General features: G+C 71.4%; 22 protein-coding genes. 12 read left to right on the forward strand and 10 right to left on the reverse strand.

Features of this window, described 5'->3' with window-relative positions:
- The 4 genes from RM572_RS16995 to RM572_RS17010 form a co-directional block, all read right to left on the reverse strand.
- Window positions 1-817, reverse strand: an 817-nt coding sequence (locus RM572_RS16995; RefSeq protein WP_311674212.1) for a hypothetical protein, incomplete at its 3' end; no start/stop codon positions are given.
- A gap of 118 nt (window positions 818-935) precedes the next feature.
- Window positions 936-1,130, reverse strand: a complete 195-nt coding sequence (locus RM572_RS17000) for a DUF397 domain-containing protein (RefSeq protein ID WP_311674213.1) — start codon at window positions 1,128-1,130, stop codon at window positions 936-938.
- The gene (locus RM572_RS17005; RefSeq protein ID WP_311674214.1) at window positions 1,127-1,324 is read right to left on the reverse strand and encodes a DUF397 domain-containing protein; all 198 of its coding nucleotides are present in this window, start codon (window positions 1,322-1,324) and stop codon (window positions 1,127-1,129) included. Before RM572_RS17005 ends, RM572_RS17000 begins: the two co-directional genes overlap by 4 nt.
- The gene (locus RM572_RS17010; RefSeq protein WP_311674215.1) at window positions 1,321-2,178 is read right to left on the reverse strand and encodes a helix-turn-helix domain-containing protein; all 858 of its coding nucleotides are present in this window, start codon (window positions 2,176-2,178) and stop codon (window positions 1,321-1,323) included. Before RM572_RS17010 ends, RM572_RS17005 begins: the two co-directional genes overlap by 4 nt.
- A 247-nt stretch (window positions 2,179-2,425) precedes the next feature.
- Between RM572_RS17010 and RM572_RS17015 the strand changes: the two genes are divergently transcribed.
- Complete coding sequence (locus RM572_RS17015) at window positions 2,426-2,608, forward strand: hypothetical protein (protein ID WP_136182720.1); 183 nt, start codon at window positions 2,426-2,428, stop codon at window positions 2,606-2,608.
- 39 nt (window positions 2,609-2,647) lie between these two features.
- On the opposite strand, the gene RM572_RS17020 is transcribed toward RM572_RS17015, so the two are convergent.
- Together RM572_RS17020 and RM572_RS17025 are read right to left on the reverse strand one after the other, a co-directional pair.
- Complete coding sequence (locus RM572_RS17020) at window positions 2,648-3,064, reverse strand: VOC family protein (protein ID WP_311674216.1); 417 nt, start codon at window positions 3,062-3,064, stop codon at window positions 2,648-2,650.
- Window positions 3,065-3,074: 10 nt separating this feature from the next.
- Window positions 3,075-3,494 carry a helix-turn-helix transcriptional regulator gene (locus tag RM572_RS17025; RefSeq protein ID WP_027763269.1) on the reverse strand — a complete coding sequence of 140 codons (420 nt, stop codon included), beginning with the start codon at window positions 3,492-3,494 and terminating at the stop codon, window positions 3,075-3,077.
- Window positions 3,495-3,735: 241 nt separating this feature from the next.
- Here RM572_RS17025 and RM572_RS17030 point away from each other — a divergent pair, with 241 nt between their 5' ends.
- The gene (locus tag RM572_RS17030; RefSeq protein ID WP_311674218.1) at window positions 3,736-6,129 is read left to right on the forward strand and encodes an excinuclease ABC subunit UvrA; all 2,394 of its coding nucleotides are present in this window, start codon (window positions 3,736-3,738) and stop codon (window positions 6,127-6,129) included.
- A 19-nt stretch (window positions 6,130-6,148) separates the two neighbouring features.
- Here RM572_RS17030 and RM572_RS17035 read toward each other — a convergent pair whose 3' ends face one another.
- The 3 genes from RM572_RS17035 to RM572_RS17045 all read right to left on the reverse strand — a co-directional run bounded on the left by RM572_RS17035 (window position 6,149) and on the right by RM572_RS17045 (window position 9,470).
- Window positions 6,149-6,901, reverse strand: coding sequence for a DUF4328 domain-containing protein (locus tag RM572_RS17035; protein ID WP_311674219.1), 753 nt, complete (start codon window positions 6,899-6,901; stop codon window positions 6,149-6,151).
- A gap of 213 nt (window positions 6,902-7,114) precedes the next feature.
- On the reverse strand, window positions 7,115-7,684 hold the full coding sequence (locus RM572_RS17040) for a hypothetical protein (protein ID WP_311674220.1): 570 nt from the start codon (window positions 7,682-7,684) through the stop codon (window positions 7,115-7,117).
- Between the two features lie 178 nt (window positions 7,685-7,862).
- The gene (locus RM572_RS17045) at window positions 7,863-9,470 is read right to left on the reverse strand and encodes a beta-N-acetylhexosaminidase (protein WP_311674221.1); all 1,608 of its coding nucleotides are present in this window, start codon (window positions 9,468-9,470) and stop codon (window positions 7,863-7,865) included.
- Between the two features lie 241 nt (window positions 9,471-9,711).
- On the opposite strand from RM572_RS17045, the gene RM572_RS17050 reads away from it, so the two are divergent.
- From RM572_RS17050 to RM572_RS17080, 7 genes are all read left to right on the forward strand, one after another.
- Entirely contained in the window at window positions 9,712-10,278 is a 567-nt protein-coding gene (locus tag RM572_RS17050; RefSeq protein ID WP_311674223.1) for a 2-oxo-4-hydroxy-4-carboxy-5-ureidoimidazoline decarboxylase, read from the forward strand.
- Between the two features lie 198 nt (window positions 10,279-10,476).
- Complete coding sequence (gene sdhC, locus RM572_RS17055; RefSeq protein ID WP_078528775.1) at window positions 10,477-10,857, forward strand: succinate dehydrogenase, cytochrome b556 subunit; 381 nt, start codon at window positions 10,477-10,479, stop codon at window positions 10,855-10,857.
- A gap of 6 nt (window positions 10,858-10,863) precedes the next feature.
- Window positions 10,864-11,343: a succinate dehydrogenase hydrophobic membrane anchor subunit gene (locus RM572_RS17060; protein ID WP_027763274.1), complete on the forward strand. Its 480-nt coding sequence runs from the start codon at window positions 10,864-10,866 to the stop codon at window positions 11,341-11,343.
- Between the two features lie 34 nt (window positions 11,344-11,377).
- On the forward strand, window positions 11,378-13,132 hold the full coding sequence (sdhA, locus tag RM572_RS17065) for a succinate dehydrogenase flavoprotein subunit (protein ID WP_311674224.1): 1,755 nt from the start codon (window positions 11,378-11,380) through the stop codon (window positions 13,130-13,132).
- Complete coding sequence (locus RM572_RS17070) at window positions 13,132-13,893, forward strand: succinate dehydrogenase iron-sulfur subunit (protein WP_027763276.1); 762 nt, start codon at window positions 13,132-13,134, stop codon at window positions 13,891-13,893. Before sdhA ends, RM572_RS17070 begins: the two co-directional genes overlap by 1 nt.
- Before the next feature lie 231 nt (window positions 13,894-14,124).
- Window positions 14,125-15,105, forward strand: a complete 981-nt coding sequence (locus tag RM572_RS17075) for a trypsin-like serine peptidase (protein WP_311674225.1) — start codon at window positions 14,125-14,127, stop codon at window positions 15,103-15,105.
- 189 nt (window positions 15,106-15,294) lie between these two features.
- Window positions 15,295-16,143, forward strand: a complete 849-nt coding sequence (locus RM572_RS17080) for a GNAT family N-acetyltransferase (protein ID WP_311674226.1) — start codon at window positions 15,295-15,297, stop codon at window positions 16,141-16,143.
- A gap of 18 nt (window positions 16,144-16,161) precedes the next feature.
- Here the strand turns inward: RM572_RS17080 and RM572_RS17085 are convergent, their stop codons facing one another.
- Complete coding sequence (locus RM572_RS17085; protein WP_311674227.1) at window positions 16,162-16,689, reverse strand: MarR family winged helix-turn-helix transcriptional regulator; 528 nt, start codon at window positions 16,687-16,689, stop codon at window positions 16,162-16,164.
- A 68-nt stretch (window positions 16,690-16,757) separates the two neighbouring features.
- Between RM572_RS17085 and RM572_RS17090 the strand changes: the two genes are divergently transcribed.
- From RM572_RS17090 to RM572_RS17100, 3 genes are read left to right on the forward strand one after another with little or no spacing between them, the layout of a single operon-like run.
- On the forward strand, window positions 16,758-18,023 hold the full coding sequence (locus RM572_RS17090) for an MFS transporter (protein WP_311674228.1): 1,266 nt from the start codon (window positions 16,758-16,760) through the stop codon (window positions 18,021-18,023).
- A gap of 31 nt (window positions 18,024-18,054) precedes the next feature.
- On the forward strand, window positions 18,055-18,330 hold the full coding sequence (locus tag RM572_RS17095) for a hypothetical protein (RefSeq protein WP_311674229.1): 276 nt from the start codon (window positions 18,055-18,057) through the stop codon (window positions 18,328-18,330).
- Window positions 18,279-19,259: an acyl-CoA thioesterase/bile acid-CoA:amino acid N-acyltransferase family protein gene (locus tag RM572_RS17100; RefSeq protein WP_311674230.1), complete on the forward strand. Its 981-nt coding sequence runs from the start codon at window positions 18,279-18,281 to the stop codon at window positions 19,257-19,259. Before RM572_RS17095 ends, RM572_RS17100 begins: the two co-directional genes overlap by 52 nt.
- The last annotated feature ends 26 nt before the right edge of the window (window positions 19,260-19,285 follow it).

A 19,285-nucleotide genomic window follows, 5' to 3' on the forward strand; every position in this document is an offset into this window, starting at 1 on the left:
TGGGCCAGTGGGGGAGGGGTGGGAGGTAGCGCAGGAGGCGGTGGCGGAGGAAGGCGGCGGGGGCGTGGATGTCGCCGGGTGGGAGTCCTTGGAGGGCCACGGCGCGGATCGTCTCGGCGCCTTCGCCACGGAGGAGGTAGTGGCCGGCGAGGTGGGCGAGTTCGCGGGCGTCCGTGGTGGGGAGGGCGAGGCGGGGTTCGGTGCGGCGGAGGGTGTGGAGGAGGTGCTCGGCGCGTTCGGCGTAGGAGGCGAGGGGTCCGTCGAGGCGTCCGGGGCCTTCGTCGGGCTGCGGGGTGCTGCACGCGGGGAGGGGGTGGGGGGTCTGGTTGTTCTGTGTCTTGTCCCCTACGGGGGGTCGTCGCCGGGTGGGCCGTGCGGCGGGTTTCCCGGTCACCGGTTGCGGGATCCAGGCGAGGGCGTTGACCAGGCGTACTCCCAGGCGGCGCGAGGTGGTGGTGTCCTTGCCGAGGTGGGCGGCCTCTTCGGCGGCGGCCCAGCCTTCGGCGATCTGGTCGGGGGTGTGGAGGGGGGTGAGGGAGGCGAGGCGCTGGTCGCGGATCTCGCCGCGGAGGTTCTGGCGTTTGCGGGCGTGCCAGTGGCCGTGTGTGCGCAGGCATTTGCGGGCGGCGTTGAGTTTGTCCTTGCCCATGCGCAGGGAGGTGGCGACGGCGTCGCTGTTGCGCCGGTTGCGGGGCGGGAGTTTGACCAGGGCCTGCAGGAGCCGGAGGGCGGCGTCGCTGAGCGCGGGGTCGTCGATGAGGTCTTCGGGGGTCTGGAGGAACGGGGCGCGTGCGGGCGCGCTAACCTGGCTGGGCATCGTCAGTGGCTGCTTCCACTTGTCGGTGTAGGCCCTTAGCTGGTGTTGTGAGCACCGTGCTAGGGGCCGCTTTCGTCGCTACGGAGACGAAAAGTGACGTGACCCACGGTACACCCGATTAGCCCTGCTTCGCGGCGAACTCCACGAAAGAAGCCCAGGCCAGAGCTTTGACCGCCACCTGCGGCCCCCGCACGCCCACCTTCGAGTCCCGCACCCGGACACCGCCGGCGTCGGCCGAAACCTCGACGCAGTCGTCACCCGAGCCGCTGCTGTAACTGCTCTTCCGCCAGGCCGGTTCGCGACCGTGACTCACGCGGTCTCGCCGCTCGCCACGGCGAAGTTCACGAACGCAGCCCACGATCCCGGGTCGAAGCCGAGCTCCGGCCCACCTGCGCTCTTCGAGTCCCGCACGTGGACAGCGCCTGGTGCACCGGCAACCTCCACGCAGCTGTCACCCGAGCCGCCGCTGTAACTGCTCTTGAACCAGTGCAGTTCGTCGCTGGTCATGCTGTAGCTCCTCGCATCTGCCGCAACAGACTCACCGAGTCGTCCATCGTCAGAGCCTGTGACCGCATCCTCGCATAGCGCATCTGGAGCGTGCTGACCACTTTTCGGTCGGTGACGAACTGGCCGCTCTCCTGCCCCTCGCAGTAGGCGAGCCAACGGTGGTCCTGCGTTTCCAGCGCCTGAATCGGCCCGTCCAGCCCGGCATGTGCCTCCCGCACCAGGGGCATGATCTGGAGCTCGACGTTCCGTCGGTCGGCCACCTCCAGGACGTGGTCGATGAGGGCGCGCGTGATCTCCACTCCCCCGGTCCGCCGCAGGAACAGATGCTCCTCCAGGATGAAGCTGTACGCCGTGTTGGGCCGTTCGTACAGCAGCCGTTGCCGGTCCAGGCGGGCGGCGAGCTGGGCCTCGATCTGCTCGTCGCCGAGCGGCGGAAGCTGGTTGGTGAACAGTGTCCGCGCATAGGCCTCGGTCTGGAGCAGCCCGGGAATCAAGCGGCACTCGTACGTGTAGAGCGTCACGGCCTCCGCCTCCAGGCGGGCCCACTGCCGGAACCAACTCGCCAGCCCCGGCTGCCGCGACAGGTGCCGTGCCGCGCCCCGCAGTGCGCCGAAGGCGTCCAGCGTCTCCTCAGCCCGGTCGACGAGGTCGGCGGGCGGGAAGCGGCGCCCCTGTTCGACGGAGGCGACCGTCGGCACCGAGTAGTGCACGTGCGGGGCGAACTCCTCCCGGCTCAGCCCCGCCCGCTTGCGGAACGCCTTCAGCACCTCGCCGAACGCCCGCATGCTGTCCGACCCCGCGGGCTCGCCGTTTCCCACGGGCTCAGCGGCGCCGCCTCCCGTCCCACCCGTCATCCCCGGTCACCTTTCGCAGGTCCACGCACGCTTTCTCCGCGTATCGTCCCGTCTGCCCACCCGGATGCGCCACCGACAGCACGCGTACGCTGACGGTGCGTACGCGTTCCGCCGCACCCCAAGACATCGCCGCCTCTTCCGTGTTCGGATGGGGCGGGCCGGGCTGAAAACAACGGGTTTACGTCCGGCGAGGCTGGGCAGAAGCGTCCTTCTGACCCCCCGGGACCCCCACACGGCAGGAGAGGCCATGACGCGCAGCAGAGTGCTCTGGTTCTTGCTTGTCCTCCCCCTCGTCACCCCGCTGCTCCTCGCCGCGTTCGCCGAGGGCGACGGTCTCACCCGTCAGGTCTGGGCCGACAGCATCACCGTCGCCGTCGCGATCGCCGTCGGCAACGCACTCATCTGGGGCAAGCGCGAGTCCGAGCAGTGACCGTGCCGCGCCCCGGCCGTCCGGAGCGCGGCCCCGGAGTCACCGCTTCAACGGCTGGCTGAAGCGCAGCAGGTTGCCGGCCGGGTCCCGGAACCCGCAGTCGCGGACGCCGTACGGCTGGTCCATCGGCTCCTGGAGTACGTCCGCGCCCGCGGCGCTGACGCGCTCGAAGGTGGCGTCCACGTCGTCCGTCGAGAAGATGACGCCGTGCAGCAGACCCTTGGCCATCAGCTCCGCCATGGCCAGCTTGTCGGTCTCGGACGCGTTCGGGTGGGCGACGGGCGGCTCCAGGACGATGTTCACGTCCGGCTGCGAGGGCGACCCGACGGTCACCCAGCGCATCCCCTCGAAGCCCACGTCGTTGCGCACTTCGAGTCCCAGCACGTCGCGGTAGAAGGCGATCGCCGCGTCGTGGTCGTCGACGGCGATGAAGCACTGCGAAAGCTTGATGTCCATGCCGTTCACGCTACGGCTGGGCGGGGCGGCGCGCTTCTCCGTTCCTGACCGGTCGCGTGTGGATCTTCGCCATGCACGCCGGGATCACGGAGCCGTCGTCGTGGCTCCGGGCCCGGTAGGCGCTCGGGCTCTCCCCCACCAGCTCGGTGAAGCGCGTGCTGAACGATCCCAGCGACGTACAGCCGACCTCGAAGCAGACCTCCGTCACCGAGAGGTCGCCGCGCCGCAGCAGCGCCTTGGCCCGCTCGATGCGGCGGGTCATCAGGTAGCTGTACGGCGTCTCGCCGAAGGCCGCGCGGAAGCAGCGCGAGAAGTGGCCGGGAGACATCAGGGCGTCCCGCGCCAGCGACGGGACGTCGAGCGGCTCCGCGTAGTCGCGGTCCATCCGGTCGCGGACCCGGCGCAACCGGACGAGGTCGTCGAGGCCCAGCCGTTTCACCTGCTCAGTGTCCCACAGCGCCCGTGTCCGCGCCGGGGCCGCGGGAGCCGCCCCGAGGCGGCCGGCGGAACCGCTTGCGGCCCGGCGGAGACCGGTCAGGAATCGAGAAGCGGCGGCGGAACGGCCGCCCCTAGCCTGACCGGGCACGGCGAAAGCCCTCTGCACGCCGGGCTGCCGCAGGCGGCTCGACCCGGACATACTGCTCGAAGCAGGCTGGATCGAGGGAGACACGATGAGCAAGGCCACCACGCAGCGGTCGCAGTCGTCCGAGCCGCACGTCGCCGACAGCCACGGCATGATCCGCGTGCACGGAGCGCGCGGGAACAACCTCAAGGACGTCAGCATCGAGATCCCGAAGCGCCGCCTCACGGTGTTCACCGGCGTCTCCGGCTCGGGCAAGAGCTCCCTGGTCTTCGACACCATCGCCGCCGAGTCGCAGCGGCTGATCAACGAGACCTACAGCGCGTTCGTGCAGGGCTTCATGCCGACGCTGGCGCGGCCCGAGGTCGACGTGCTCGACGGGCTGACGACCGCGATCACCGTCGACCAGCAGCGGATGGGCTCCGACCCCCGCTCCACGGTCGGCACCGCCACCGACGCGAACGCCATGCTGCGCATCCTCTTCAGCCGGCTCGGCACGCCCCACATCGGCTCGCCGCAGGCGTTCTCCTTCAACGTCGCCTCGATCAGCGGCGCGGGCGCCGTCACCTTCGAGCGCGGTGGGAAGAAGGTCAAGGAGCGGCGCGACTTCAGCATCACCGGCGGCATGTGCCCGCGCTGCGAGGGCCGGGGCGCGGTCTCCGACATCGACCTCGGCCAGCTCTACGACGACTCCAAGTCGATCGCGGAGGGCGCGTTCACCATCCCCGGCTGGAAGTCGGACAGCTGGTGGACGGTGCGGATCTACGCCGAGTCCGGCTTCCTCGACCCGAACAAGCCCATCCGCCGCTTCACCAAGAAGGAGATGCAGGACTTCCTCTACCACGAGCCGACCAAGGTCAAGGTCGAGGGCGTCAACCTCACCTACGAGGGCCTGATCCCCAAGATCCAGAAGTCGTTCCTGTCCAAGGACCGCGAGTCGATGCAGCCGCACATCCGGGCGTTCGTCGACCGGGCGGTGACCTTCACCGACTGTCCCGAGTGCGGCGGCACCCGGCTGAGCGAGGCGGCCCGGTCGTCGAAGATCGGCAAGGTGAGCATCGCCGACGCCTGCGCGATGCAGATCAACGACCTCGCCGCATGGGTGCGGGGGCTGAAGGAGCCCTCCGTGGCGCCGCTGCTGACCGCGCTGCAGCACACCCTCGACTCGTTCGTGGAGATCGGGCTGGGTTACCTCTCGCTGGAACGCCCCTCCGGGACGCTCTCCGGCGGCGAGGCGCAGCGCGTCAAGATGATCCGGCACCTCGGTTCCTCGCTCACCGACGTCACGTACGTCTTCGACGAACCCACCATCGGCCTGCACCCGCACGACATCCAGCGGATGAACGACCTGCTGCTGCGGCTGCGGGACAAGGGCAACACCGTCCTCGTCGTCGAGCACAAGCCCAGCACCATCGCGATCGCCGACCACGTCGTCGACCTCGGCCCGGGCGCCGGTACGGCCGGCGGCACGGTCTGCTTCGAGGGCACGGTCGACGGGCTGCGCGCCGGCGACACCGTCACCGGCCGCCACCTCGCGGACCGCACCTCGCTCAAGGAGACGGTGCGCGAGCCCTCCGGCGCGCTGGAGATCCGCGGCGCCGATGCACACAACCTGCGCAAGGTCGACGTGGACATCCCGCTCGGCGTGCTCACCGTCGTCACCGGCGTCGCCGGCTCCGGCAAGAGCTCCCTCGTCCACGGCTCGATCCCCGCGGGCGAAGGCGTCGTCTCCGTCGACCAGAGCCCCATCAAGGGCTCCCGCCGCAGCAACCCGGCGACGTACACCGGGCTCCTCGAGCCGATCCGCAAGGCGTTCGCCAAGGCCAACGGGGTCAAGCCGGGCCTGTTCAGCGCCAACTCCGAAGGCGCCTGCCCGAACTGCAACGGCGCGGGCGTCATCTTCACCGACCTGGCGATGATGGCCGGCGTGGCCACCACCTGCGAGGAGTGCGACGGCCGGCGGTTCGCCTCGTCCGTGCTGGACCACCATCTGGGCGGCCGCGACATCAGCGAGGTGCTGGAGATGTCGGTGGCCCGGGCCGAGGAGTTCTTCGGCGACGGCGAGGCCCGCACCCCGGCCGCGCACCGCGTCCTGACGCGGCTCTCCGACGTCGGACTCGGCTACCTGACGCTCGGCCAGCCGCTCACCACCCTCTCCGGCGGCGAACGGCAGCGCCTGAAGCTGGCGACCCACATGGGCGACAAGGGCGGCGTGTACGTCCTCGACGAGCCGACTGCCGGCCTGCACCTCGCGGACGTCGAACAGCTCCTCGGGCTCCTGGACCGGCTGGTCGACTCCGGCAAGTCGGTGATCGTGGTCGAGCACCACCAGGCGGTCATGGCGCACGCCGACTGGATCATCGATCTCGGCCCCGGCGCCGGCCACGACGGCGGCCGGGTCGTCTTCGAGGGCACCCCCGCCGACCTGGTCGCCGCCCGCTCCACCCTCACCGGCGAACACCTCGCCGACTACGTCGGCGCCTGAGGTCGCGGGCCCTGCGGGGTCAGCCCACCAGGCGGCTGGCCTGACGGGTGGTCACCCGCCGGACGAGGAGCAGGAGGAGGACGGCGGCGGCCGCCGCGAAGGGGGCGCTGAGCGGGGAGTTGCCGGGGAACACGTTCACCGAGTGCGACGCGAACGTGCTGCCGCCAATCTCCTTGACCGTGTGGGTGAGACGGAAGCCGGTGAACCAGGAGAGCAGCCAGCAGACCCACCAGGCGACGATCAGCAGCGGCGTACGCCCGCGCCGCTCACGGCGCGGCTCGGCCGTGCCCCACCACACGTCCAGGACGACCTGGAGCGGCAGCCACAGGAAGCCGACGGGAACGAACCACGACCCGATCGCCCACCCCTTCGCCAGCCGCCGGGGACCGGCCCACCGGTACGGGTCCAGGTGCTCGACGTTGACGCGTACCCGGTGCAGCCACACGATGACCAGCACGGCGCAGGGCACCAGCCACAGCGACGTCAGACCGAGCACGACGGCCGCGGCCGGTCCGGCGTCCAGCAGCATCAGCAGGCCGCCGACCACGTGCAGGCCGGCGGCTCCGGCCAGGAGCCCGGCGGTCCAGTTGCCCAGCCCCGTGACCGGCTGGGGCGGCGCCGGCGGAGCGGCGGGCGGAACCGTCCACGGCCCGTGCTGTGCCGTCGGCCCGTGCGGTGCAGTCGGCCCGCCCGGATACCCGGGGAGCCGCTGCGCGGGATACGGCTGCGACTGCCCCGGCTGCACCTTCCCGCCGTCCCCCTGTACCGCCATCGCCCGCTCCTCCCGCGCCCGGCCCCACGCGACCACCTGGGCGCTTCACGTTTTCTTCACGTCGGCGCCGCATGATGATCACTACTCACCCCGCGAAGTCAAGCGACCCGACCCCGCCCCCGCCCGCCGTTGCGGGATCGCAACCCGGCGACTCCCCATCAGAAGCGACCCCGGATACGGGTGGACCTGCGGCGAGCGTGACATGACGCCGCGTCACGATTCTGTGTAGAGCCGTTCCAGGTCGACGAGAACGACCTCCCCGCGGGCCTCGGCGGCGTGAAGGTCGGAGGTGAACCCGGCGCCGCTGTAGCAGGCGGGACGCGCCCGGGCGGTGTCGATTCCTCTGGCTTCGAGCAGCCGGAGCACGCGCCGCAGGCGTGCGAGGTGTTCCACACCCATCCGTTTGTGCCACTTGGCCTCGCCTACGGACAGCAGGATTCCCTGGTCCTGGCCGACGGCACCGTGCACGACGACGTCCAGTTCGTGACGCGTACGCGCCTCCGGGTCCGCGACGGTACCGGCCGCGACCTGGATCGGCATGCCACCGAATGTCGCAGGCTCGGCGTGCCACTCGACCCACTCGCGGCACAAGCGCTCGAAGTGCGGGCCGACGACCTTGCTCAGAAAGGTGGCGCGGCTCCTCTCCCAGACCTGCGCGGCACCCCGCCGTCGGCTGAGCTGCGCCGACTCCGGGCGGACGACGGCGTGGTGAAAGGTGATCAGCGGTTCGGCGATCCGGTAGGCGGTGCGGTTTCGGCGGAACGCGTCCGGTTCGGCGGTCAACAGACCGCAGTTCCGCAGCACCGTCAGCGACTGCGAGAGGTCGGTTCCGTCCTCTTAGGTGCGTACTTCTTAGAACTACACCTCTAAGAACGCGCGGCGCAGAGGGGAGGACACGGGTGCGACGCAGGAGCGGGCACGTCGAGCCCAGCCAAGGGCCGGGAGGTCGGGGGGGCCAGGGTCAGGGGCGGGTGGCGACGCGGTCGACGAGAGAGGTGAACTGCTGCCAGGTGAGGTCGGGGCGGGTGGGGTTCCAGAGCTTCTGGGCGGTGGCGGCGAGGGGGAGGCGGATGCCGTCCGCGACCTGGGCGGTGGTCTGGGCGTCGGCGATGTCGCCCCAGACCGCGAAGCGGCCGCCGAGGATGCGGTCCGGCCCGGAGAGGGCGTCCGGCAGCGGCTCCGTGCCGCGCACCACGGCCGGCGTCCACTCCTCGTAGATGCGCTCGCCGGTCGGGTAGGTGAACTCGTTGGGCTCGCCGAGCACGTAGTAGAGGTACTCGTCGTTCATGTTGACGACCTCCCAGTCCTCGCGGAGGTAGTCCGCCGGCGGACGGGCGCCGATCTCCTTGCCCGTCCAGTACGTGACCTCGCGCGGGCGGGACGGCTGGACGGCGCCGCCCTCGTGCATGCCGTCGTTCCACACCTGCGGCGTCTTGTCGTGGGCGCGGACGGTCTTGGCGCGCGCGTTGAGCCAGGCGGTGGCCAGGTCCTCCACGTCGGCGCCGGAGCCGAAGCGGGAGCGGGCGGCGGCGGCGAGCCCGGGGAAGGCGGCTTCCGGGTCCGCCTCGAAGAGGGCCGAGTACTCGTCGCCGCCCAGGTGGAACCAGGGCCCGGGGAAGAGGTCGGCGTACTCGTCGAGGAGGTCGTCGACGTACCGGCCGGCGGCACGGTCGGAGATGTCGATCGCGCCCGGGACGGGCTCACCGGCGGCGTCACGGAGCTGGAACCCCGGCTCCGCCTCCAGCACCGCGCCCAGGTGGCCGGGCGAGTCGATCTCCGGGATGACGGTGATGTGGCGGGACGCGGCCAGGTCGATGATCTCGCGCACCTGGGCCTTGGTCAGATGCGGGTCGGAGACGATCTCCGGGTGCCGGTCGGACTCGATGCGGAACGCCTGGTCGTCGGAGAGGTGCAACTGGAGCTGGTTGAGCTTGAGATCGCCCATCTCCCGGACGCGGTCCTTGATCCACTCGGCGCTGTAGTGCTTGCGGGCGATGTCGAGCATGAAGCCCCGCTGGGCGCGGGCGGGCTCGTCGCGGATGGTGCCGTCGGCCATGCGGCCCTCGCCGCGGACCGCCTGGAGCAGGGTGCGGGTGCCGTAGAAGACACCGGCGTCCGTGGAGCCCGTGATGCGCACGAGGCCGTCGCGGCTGCGCAGCTCGTAGCCCTCGCGGGGGATGCCGCCGTCCGGGTCGAGGGCGAGGAGGACGTCGGAGGGGCCGGCCGTGCCGGAGGCGTAGCCGAGGTCGAGTTCGCGGGCGAGCAGCCGGGCCTCGTCGGCCAGCGGGGAGCCCTCGGGGGCGACCACGCGGCTGTCGTCGGTCGGCTGCCATCCGGGGCCGCGCACGGGGTCCCACTCCCGCACGGAGGGGACGGACGCGGGCGCGGGCCCCAGCCGGTCCGGCGGCGCGGTGGTCGGCTGCCGCGTGGCGGGGCGGGTCTCCTCGGAGCCCTCACCCCCGTCACCCCCGTCGTCGCCGGTCACGGCCAGGATGATGAGGGCTGCGACGGCGCACGCGCCGAGCGCCACGGCGCAGATCAGCAGGATTTTCGGCCACGTACGTCCCATACGCCTACGGTATTGACCCTTTCCCATCGAATCGCGTCAGCTGTAGGAACGCGACCTCTCCCGTACGGGTGAAATTCGCGCACGCGTCGGAGGACAGCGCTCACCCACCGTTACGGTGAGGACGTCCCCCACCGGGCTGCACCCGGTGCCCGGTCTGCACCGCACGACTGCGCGCCACCGCTCCGTCCCCGCTGTCGCACGCCTGCCGTCCCTGCCCCTGTCCCCCGTCCACCGAGGAGTCATGCGCCTCCCCTTCCCCCGCAGCGGCGCCGACCACGGCCGCCCCGCCACGCCGCACACCGGCCCGGCGCGCGGCGCCTCGTCGCCGCTGCACCGCTTCAACGCGGCCGCCCCGGCGGCCGCGCGAAACATGCTGCTCGCCTGCTGCGGCAGCCGCCGGTGGGCGCACCGGCTGGCCGTCCACCGTCCGTACCCGGACACCGACGCGCTGCTGGCCGCCGCGGACGAGGCGGGCTATGACATGACTCACGCCGACCTGACCGAAGCGCTGACGGCCGAGTCCGCCTACCACCCGCCGACCGACGGCCCCGGCGCGCTGGCGGCGACCACCGCGCTGCGCGCCGGGCACGCCGCGTACGCGGACCGTTTCGGCCACGCGTTCATCGTCCACCTCGACGACTTCCGGCCGGAAGAGCGTCTTGACCAGGCACTCGCCGGCATCCGGGCGCGTCTGACGAACGACGCCGACGAGGAGCGGGCGGTCGCCGCGGAGGAGTTGCGGCAGCTCGCGCGGGCCCGGCTGGCCCGCCTCCTGACCGCCCCACGGGCCGGCGCCACCCGCCCCTGACCGGCCCACCCGGGTGCGTTGCGGCAGGTGAGCCACGTCTCACCGGGGTGTCGGATACCGCACACCCGGCAGCCCCCGTACCGGTGTAGAAACCAACCGTCGCTACGATGGCCGATGGCCGGTGGACCGTATCCGGCCGGGCCCGACCGACACACAAGGCCGGCAGGCCCCGATCCCGCTCCCGGAGGGTAATTTTCCGTGCCGGCTGGAACGCTGTACCGCGGCCGGGAAGGAATGTGGTCGTGGGTGGCTCACCGAGTCACCGGTGTCCTCATCTTCTTCTTCCTGTTCGTGCACGTCCTGGACACCGCGCTCGTGCGCGTCTCCCCCGAGGCGTACGACTCGACGATCGAGCTGTACAAGAACCCGATCGTCAACGTGATGGAGTACGGCCTCGTCGCCGCCGTCCTCTTCCACGCGCTGAACGGCCTGCGGGTCATCGCCGTGGACTTCTGGTCCAAGGGCGCGAAGTACCAGAAGCAGATGCTGTGGACCGTGATGGTGGTCTGGGCCGTGGTGATGGCCGGGGCCTTCTACCCGGTACTGGAGCACACGCTGCGCGAGCTGTTCGGGAGCTGATCGTCCATGGCCACTGACATCGAGATGACCGGCAGCAGCGCCGCCGGCTCCGGCGAGCCCTACGGCCCGGACAACCCCGCGCCCGTGATCGAGGCGCCGCGCGCCCGCACGGCGCGCACCCCGAAGTCGACCCGCACGAACTTCGAGCTGTACGGCTGGATCTTCATGCGGCTGTCCGGCATCCTCCTCACCGTCCTGGTACTCGGCCACCTGGTCATCCAGCTGGTGGTGGACGGCGGCGTGTCGCGCATCAGCTTCGCCTTCGTCGCCGGCCGCTGGGCCTCCCCGTTCTGGCAGGCGTGGGACCTGATCATGCTGTGGCTGGCGATGCTGCACGGCGGCAACGGCCTGCGCACGGTGATCAACGACTACGCCGAGCGGGAGAACACCCGGTTCTGGCTGAAGATGCTGCTGTACACCGCGACGGTGTTCACCGTCCTGCTGGGCACGCTGGTGATCTTCACCTTCGACCCGAACATCCGCTGAAGACCGGGCTGAGGCTGAGGTAACAGGTATCGCCATGAAGATCCACAAGTACGACACCGTCATCGTCGGCGCCGGCGGCGCGGGCATGCGCGCCGCCATCGAGTCGACGAAGCGCAGCCGCACCGCGGTGCTCACCAAGCTGTACCCGACCCGCTCCCACACCGGCGCCGCCCAGGGCGGCATGGCCGCCGCCCTCGCGAACGTCGAGGAGGACAACTGGGAGTGGCACACCTTCGACACGATCAAGGGCGGCGACTACCTGGTCGACCAGGACGCCGCCGAGATCCTGGCGAAGGAGGCCATCGACTCCGTCCTCGACCTGGAGAAGATGGGCCTGCCGTTCAACCGCACCCCGAACGGCACCATCGACCAGCGCCGCTTCGGCGGCCACAGCCGCAACCACGGCGAGGCGCCGGTCCGCCGGTCCTGCTACGCCGCGGACCGCACCGGTCACATGATCCTCCAGACGCTGTACCAGAACTGCGTCAAGGAGGGTGTGGAGTTCTTCAACGAGTTCTACGTCCTGGACCTGCTGCTGCGCGAGACCGACGGCGTGCAGCGGACCGCCGGCGTCGTGGCGTACGAGCTGGCCACCGGCGAGATCCACGTCTTCCAGGCGAAGGCCGTGGTCTTCGCCTCCGGCGGCAACGGCAAGTTCTTCAAGGTCTCCTCCAACGCCCACACCCTCACCGGCGACGGCCAGGCGGCCGCATACCGGCGCGGGCTGCCGCTGGAGGACATGGAGTTCTTCCAGTTCCACCCGACCGGCATCTGGAAGATGGGCATCCTGCTGACGGAGGGCGCCCGCGGTGAGGGCGGCATCCTCCGCAACTCCGGCGGCGAGCGCTTCATGGAGAAGTACGCGCCCGTCATGAAGGACCTGGCCTCCCGCGACGTCGTCTCCCGCGCGATCTACACCGAGATCCGCGAGGGCCGCGGCTGCGGCGCCGACAAGGACCACGTCTTCCTGGACCTCACCCACCTGCCGCCGGAGCAGCTGGACGCCAAGCTGCCGGACATCACCGAGTTCGCGCGGACCTACCTGGGCATCGAGCCGTACACCGACCCGATCCCGATCCAGCCGACCGCGCACTACGCGATGGGCGGCATCCCGACGAACGTCCGCGGCCAGGTGCTCGCCGACAACGACACCCCGGTCCCGGGCCTGTACGCGGCCGGCGAGGTCGCCTGCGTGTCCGTGCACGGTGCGAACCGGCTGGGCACCAACTCGCTGCTGGACATCAACGTGTTCGGCCGCCGGGCCGGCATCGCCGCGGCCGAGTACGCGTCCACCGCCGACTTCGTCGAGCTGCCGGAGGCGCCGGAGGCCAAGGTCGTCGGCATGGTCGAGGAGCTGCGGGACTCGACCGGCACCGAGCGGGTCACCGAGATCCGCAAGGCGCTCCAGGACACCATGGACCGCAACGTCATGGTGTTCCGCACCGAGCAGACGCTCAAGGAGGCCGTCGAGACCATCGGCGCGCTGCGCGAGCGCTACCGGCACGTCAGCGTCCAGGACAAGGGCAAGCGGTTCAACACCGACCTGCTGGAGGCCATCGAGCTGGGCAACCTGCTCGACCTGGCCGAGGTCATGGCGGTCTCCGCGCTGGCCCGCAAGGAGTCCCGCGGCGGCCACTACCGCGAGGACTACCCGAACCGCGACGACGTCAACTTCATGCGCCACACGATGGCGTACCGCGAGGTGGGCGACGACGGCACCGAGTCGATCCGGCTGGACTACAAGCCGGTCGTCCAGACCCGCTACCAGCCGATGGAGCGTAAGTACTGATGAGCACTCCCGTGATGGAGAAGACGGAGGGCGAGGAGGCGACCGCCTCACACCTGATCACGGCGACCTTCCGCATCCGACGGTTCAACCCCGAGGTGTCGGCCGAGGCGGTGTGGGAGGACTTCACCGTCGAGATCGACCCCAAGGAGCGCGTCCTGGACGCCCTCCACAAGATCAAGTGGGAGATGGACGGGACCCTGACGTTCCGCCGTTCCTGCGCGCACGGCATCTGCGGCTCCGACGCGATGCGGATCAACGGCCGCAACCGGCTGGCGTGCAAGACCCTGATCAAGGACCTCAACCCGGCCAAGCCGATCACCGTCGAGGCGATAAAGGGCCTCACCGTCCTCAAGGACCTGGTGGTCGACATGGAGCCGTTCTTCCAGGCCTACCGCGACGTCATGCCGTTCCTGGTGACCGAGGGGAACGAGCCGACCCGCGAGCGTCTGCAGACGGCGGAGGACCGCGAGCGGTTCGACGACACCACCAAGTGCATCCTGTGCGCCGCCTGCACGTCCTCGTGCCCGGTGTTCTGGAACGACGGCCAGTACTTCGGCCCGGCGGCGATCGTCAACGCGCACCGGTTCATCTTCGACAGCCGTGACGACGCGGGCGAGCAGCGCCTGGAGATTCTCAACGACAAGGACGGCGTGTGGCGTTGCCGCACCACGTTCAACTGCACGGACGCCTGCCCGCGTGGCATCCAGGTCACCAAGGCGATCCAGGAGGTGAAGCGGGCGCTCATCACGCGCCGCTTCTGAGCCTCGAGCCGGCTCCACCGAGCCGACCTTGCTGCGTCCGCTGCCCGCCCCTCGCGAGGGGCGGGCAGCGGACGTTTTCCGGCCAACTTCGACCCAGGCCATTGTCGCGCTCATGACGTTTGTCATGATCAGTGGCACGCTACTTCTCAGTACGTGGACGTCCAGCCGCACCACTCGTCTGCCCGGAGGCCCGACCGCCTCCGAAGTCCCCCCATCGCAGAAGGAGTACGCGTGAGACGCACCCGAACCAGCCTGCGCGGCACGGCCGGAGCCCTGCTCGCCGCGGCCGCCCTCCTCACCACCGCCTTCACCGCCACGGCCGCGCCCGCGGACGGGCCGTCGGCCACCGTGCACGACGCCCGGCACACCGCCGAGGGATTCTGGACCGCCGAAAGGATGCGGAACGCACAACCGCTCGACCTGCTCGACGTCGCTCCCGGCGACGTGTCCGGCCAGGCCGTACCGCGCGGCGAGAAGCGCACCGTCGCCCCGACGGCCGCCCCGGACGGCGGGCCGATCGGCACCCGGGCGTTCCCCGAGGGCGGCGGCCCGTGGACCGGCGGCGGCGACGTCGTCACCACCGCCGGCCGGGTGTTCTTCACCTACGGCGGCCGCACCGCCTCCTGCTCCGGCAACGCCGTCACCAGCGACAACAAGTCCACCGTGATGACGGCCGGCCACTGCGTGAAGCTCGAAGGCTCCTGGCACACCGACTGGGTGTTCGTCCCGGCCTACCACGACGGGCAGTCGCCGTACGGCCGCTGGTCCGCGTCCGAACTGCTGGCCACACCGCAGTGGGTGGCGAGCGAGGACATCAACTACGACATCGGCGCGGCGGTCGTGGAGCCGCTGGGCGGGCAGCTGCTCACCGACGTCGTCGGCGGCCAGGGCCTGGCGTTCAACACCGGCTACGACCTCGACATGTACGCCTTCGGGTTCCCGGCCGCCGACCCGTACGACGGCGAGACGTTCGTCCACTGCAGCGGGACGACGATCCGCGACTTCCTGCTCTCCAGCGACCACGGCATGAACTGCGACATGACCGGCGGCTCCAGCGGTGGCCCCTGGTTCACACAGTTCGACGAGGCGACGGGGACCGGCCTGCAGTCGTCCGTGAACAGCTTCACGTACACCTTCCTGCCGAACTACATGTTCGGCCCGTACTTCGGAGCCGACGCGGAGAACCTCTACGAGACCGCCCAGGCGAGCTGACCTCCCCGGCGGCCGTGGTCCGGCCTCCACGGGTGGCGGGACCACCGCCTGAGTTCCCTCATCCGCACCGGCTGCGGGTCGTCCGCGCGATCACCTCGACGTCGCGGTCGTGGTGCGGCGGCACCAGCCCCGCCTCCTCGGCGGGCCCGTGATCTCGCGGAGCGTCGTGTCCCCCGGCACACTGAGTCCATGGTCGGCTCCATGGAGATCGGTACGGCGAGCGCCGAGGAGACCGCGGTGTTCCGGGAGTGGGCGCACGCCGAGGGGTGGAACCCGGGGCACTCGGACGCCCTGGCCTTGCGCGCGGCCGACCCGCGCGGCTTCCTTGTGGGGCGGCTCGACGGGCGGCCGGTGTCTCTCGTCTCCGCCGTCCGGTACGGCACCGGCCACGGCTTCCTCGGCTTCTACCTCACCCGCCCCGACCAGCGCGGCCGGGGCCACGGCAGCCGGCTGTGGCAGGCCGCGGTGCACCGTCTCGCCGGGCGGAACGTGGGGCTGGACGGCGTCGTCGCGCAGCAGGAGAACTACCGGCGCTCCGGCTTCCGCCGGGCCTGGACCCACCTGCGGTACGAGGGCGCGCCGCCCGCGGACGCGCCCGCGGGCGTCACCCTCGTGGACGGCCGCACCGTCCCGTTCGGACGCCTCGCCGACCTGGACCGCCGCTTCTTCCCCGCGCCGCGCGACGCGTTCCTCGCGCTGTGGACGAGCCTGCCGGGGCACCGCGCGCTCGCCACCGTCCGCGACGGACGCCTCGACGGTTTCGCCGTCGCCCGGCCCGCCGAACACGGCACCCGCATCGGCCCGCTCTATGCGGACTCCCCCGAGACGGCACTGGCCCTGCTGGTCGGCGTCACCGCCGGCGCGCCTCCGGGCGATCCGGTCGTCCTCGACGTCCCGGACGTGAACCCACGCGCCGTCCGCCTCGCCGAAGACCTCGGCCTGCGCCCCACGTTCGCCTGCGCCCGCATGTACACCGGGCCGGTCCCGGAGCTGGACACCGACTGCCTCTACGCCACCACCACCCTCGAACTGGGCTGAACGCGCCCGACGAACGGGTCAGCCGGGCTCGTCGGCGGGCTGCTCGGCGCGGAGCATCACCCGCCGCAGCATGCCGGACAGTGCCCGGCGCTCCTGTGCGGTGAGCGTGCCCAGCAGGCGGTACTCCTCGTGCCCCACGACGTCCAGTGCGCCGAGCCATGTGGCGTGGCCGTCGTCCGTCAGTTCCACGTCCACGCGCCGCCGGTCCTCCGGGCTGGGCGTACGCCGGACGAATCCGCGCTTCTCCAGCGCGTCCAGACGCCCGGTCACGGATGCCGGGGAGATGCCCAGGTCGACGGCGAGCGCCGACGGCGAGGCGTGCCGGGCCCGTCCGGCGAGCGCGTGCAGGGTCTCGTATTCGTGCCGCTGGAGGTCGAAGTCGGCCAGGGACTGCTCCCAGACGCGCTTGAGGTGGCGCACGAGGGACTGCATCCGGGTGACCGCACCCTCGATGTCCGGGTCCAGAGTAGGCAGCACGCCGCTCCAGCGCGCGACATGGGCATCCGTCCGGTCCCGGCCCGCTTCCTGCTCGTCTTCTGCCTCCATGGCGTGATCGTACGATCCCGAGCGATATTTCGTTGCCGAATAGTTCGACGCCGAAGTAGTTTGCGAACATGCTCTCCCTGCTGCGCCGGCCGGCGTTCCGGCTGCTCTTCCTCGGCCGCTCCCTCACCCTGGTCGGCGACGCCGTGATTCCGGCGGCCCTCGCTCTGGCCGTGCTCCGCGCCACCGGATCGGCCTCCGCGCTCGCACTCGTCCTGGGCTGCGCGATGGTGCCCCGGCTCCTGCTACTGCCCGTGGGCGGCGTCCTGGCAGACCGGTTCAGTGCACGGACCGTCGTTCTCACCACCGACCTCATCCGAGCGGCCGCTCAACTCCTTGTTGGCATGCAGCTGTTGAGCGGCGAACCGTCCCTCGCACTCATCGCCGCCGCCCAGGTGGCGGGGGGCGCGGCCTCCGCGTTCGCGATGCCCGCGATGGCCCCGCTGGTCACCGGAACGGTGGAGGAGGCCGAGCGGCAGCGGGCCAACGCCCTCCTGGGAACCGTCGAGAGCACGACTCGCCTGGGCGGCCCGGCGCTCGCCGGACTGCTGATCTGGCTCGCGGGCCCCGGCTGGGCCTTCGTCCTCGACGCGGCGACCTTCGCGTTGAGCGCCGCCTGCCTCGCGCGGCTCAGAGTCCCCCACGTGCCGCTACCGAGGCGGTCGCTCCGCGCCGACCTCGTCGAGGGCTGGTCGGAGGTGCGCAGCCGCGACTGGTACTGGACCGCCCTCGTCGCGCACGCCGTCTGGAACTTCGCCGCGAGCGTCCTGGTGGTGCTGGGCCCGGCACTCGCCGTTCGCGAGCAGGGCGGCGAGGGCATGTGGATCGCCTTCCTCCAGGCCGGGTCGGTGGGCGTGCTGCTCGGGTCGCTGCTGGCGGGCCGCATACGGCTGCGGCGCCCGGTGATGGTGGCGAACGCCGGCCTCACCACGTACGCGCTGCCGCTCACCCTGCTCGCCCTCGCGGCGCCCGCGCCCGTGACGATCGCCGCCTACGGGGTGGCGATGGCGGGCCTGGGCTTCCTCAACCCGGTCTGGCAGACGGCCGTGCAGAACGCGGTGCCCGCGCGGGCGCTGGCCAGGGTCACCTCCTACGACTGGCTGGTCTCGCTGGGCGCCATGCCGCTGGGCTACCTCCTCGCGCCGCTCGCCGCCGCCGCATGGGGTCCGGACACACCGCTGCTGGCGTGTGCCGCGCTGGTCGCCGTGGTCTGCGCCGGTACGGCCGCCGTGCCGGGCGTGCGGAGGTTCGGCGCGGACGCGGACGCGGAGCGGGACGCCTCGCCGGTGACAGGTCGGCAGGCCGGACGCGAGGACGTTGCCCGCATCCGGCGATGACGCAGGGAATCCCGGCGGGCACGCTGTGCGCATGAGATCTGGCAGCAGACGAGGAGGGGCGGCCGTCGCCGGCGCGGTCACGGTGCTGGCGCTGGTCGGCGGGTGCGTGAGCGAGCCCGCGTTCCCGGAGCACACCGCGATCGAGGTGGACCGGCCCCGCGCGCTGTACGACGAGGCGATACGGACGAGGATCACCGGCCTGCCGCCGGGGACGACGGTCACCGTCACGGCGACGACGAAGGATCCGCAGGCCGGATGGCGCAGCGAGGGACGTTCCGGGCCGACGGCGGCGGAGTCGTCGACCTGACGGAGGACCAGCCGCTGGACGGGTCGTACGAGAAGGCCGACGGGATGGGCCTCTTCTGGTCGATGAAGCCGGGAAAGAAGGGGGTGCGGTGGTTCGCGCCGCCCGGCAGTTCCGACCGGCCGGCCTACGACGTGCGGCTCGTGGTGAAGGCCGAGGGGAAGCCGTCGGCCCGGCGCACGGTGACGCGTGTCGGCATGGGGAAGGGCGTACGGCACCGCCGTCTGCGGGTGGAGAAGGACGACCTGCACGGCGAGCTCTATCTGCCGCCTCCCGGCGCGCAGGCGGCCGCGCCCGTGCTGCTGTTCGGAGGCTCGGAGGGCGGTGACACCCAGTGGAGCAGGGCGGCGCTGCTCGCCTCGCGCGGGCACCCGGCGCTCTCCCTGTGCTACTTCCGGTGCCCCGGCCGGCCGGGGCACCTGGAGGGGATCGAGCTGGAGTACTTCGCGCGCGCCGCCGAGTTCCTGCTCGGGCAGGAAGGCGTGGAGGACCGGAAACTGGTGGTGGCCGGCTCGTCGCGCGGCAGCGAGGCCGCGCAGCTGCTCGCTCAGCACCGCCCCGGGCTGGTGGAGGACGCCGTCGCCTTCGCTTCGTCCAACCACGTGGCACCGGCGCTCCCCGACGCCGGCGCGGACGCGTGGACACGGGACGGCGAACCCGTGCCTCAGGACTGGATTCCGCTCGACGACGTCCGGGGGACGGTGCTGGGCGTCGCGGGCGGGGACGACCGGTTGTGGGATGCCACCTACCTCTCCGAACCTCTCGCGAAGAGGCACCGGCTGCTGACGTACGAGAAGGCGGGACACTTCGTGTCGGGGCCGCCGTACCTGCCGGAGGCGAAGGCCGGATGGCGGTACGGCGGCACGCGTGCCGCGAACGCGGCGGCGAAGGCGGACGCCTGGCCCGAGGTGCTGAAGCTGGTGCGGGAGTGACGACGGTACGGCGGAGAGGCGGCGGG

Source organism: Streptomyces hazeniae (genome assembly GCF_031845485.1).
GTDB lineage: Bacteria > Actinomycetota > Actinomycetes > Streptomycetales > Streptomycetaceae > Streptomyces > Streptomyces hazeniae.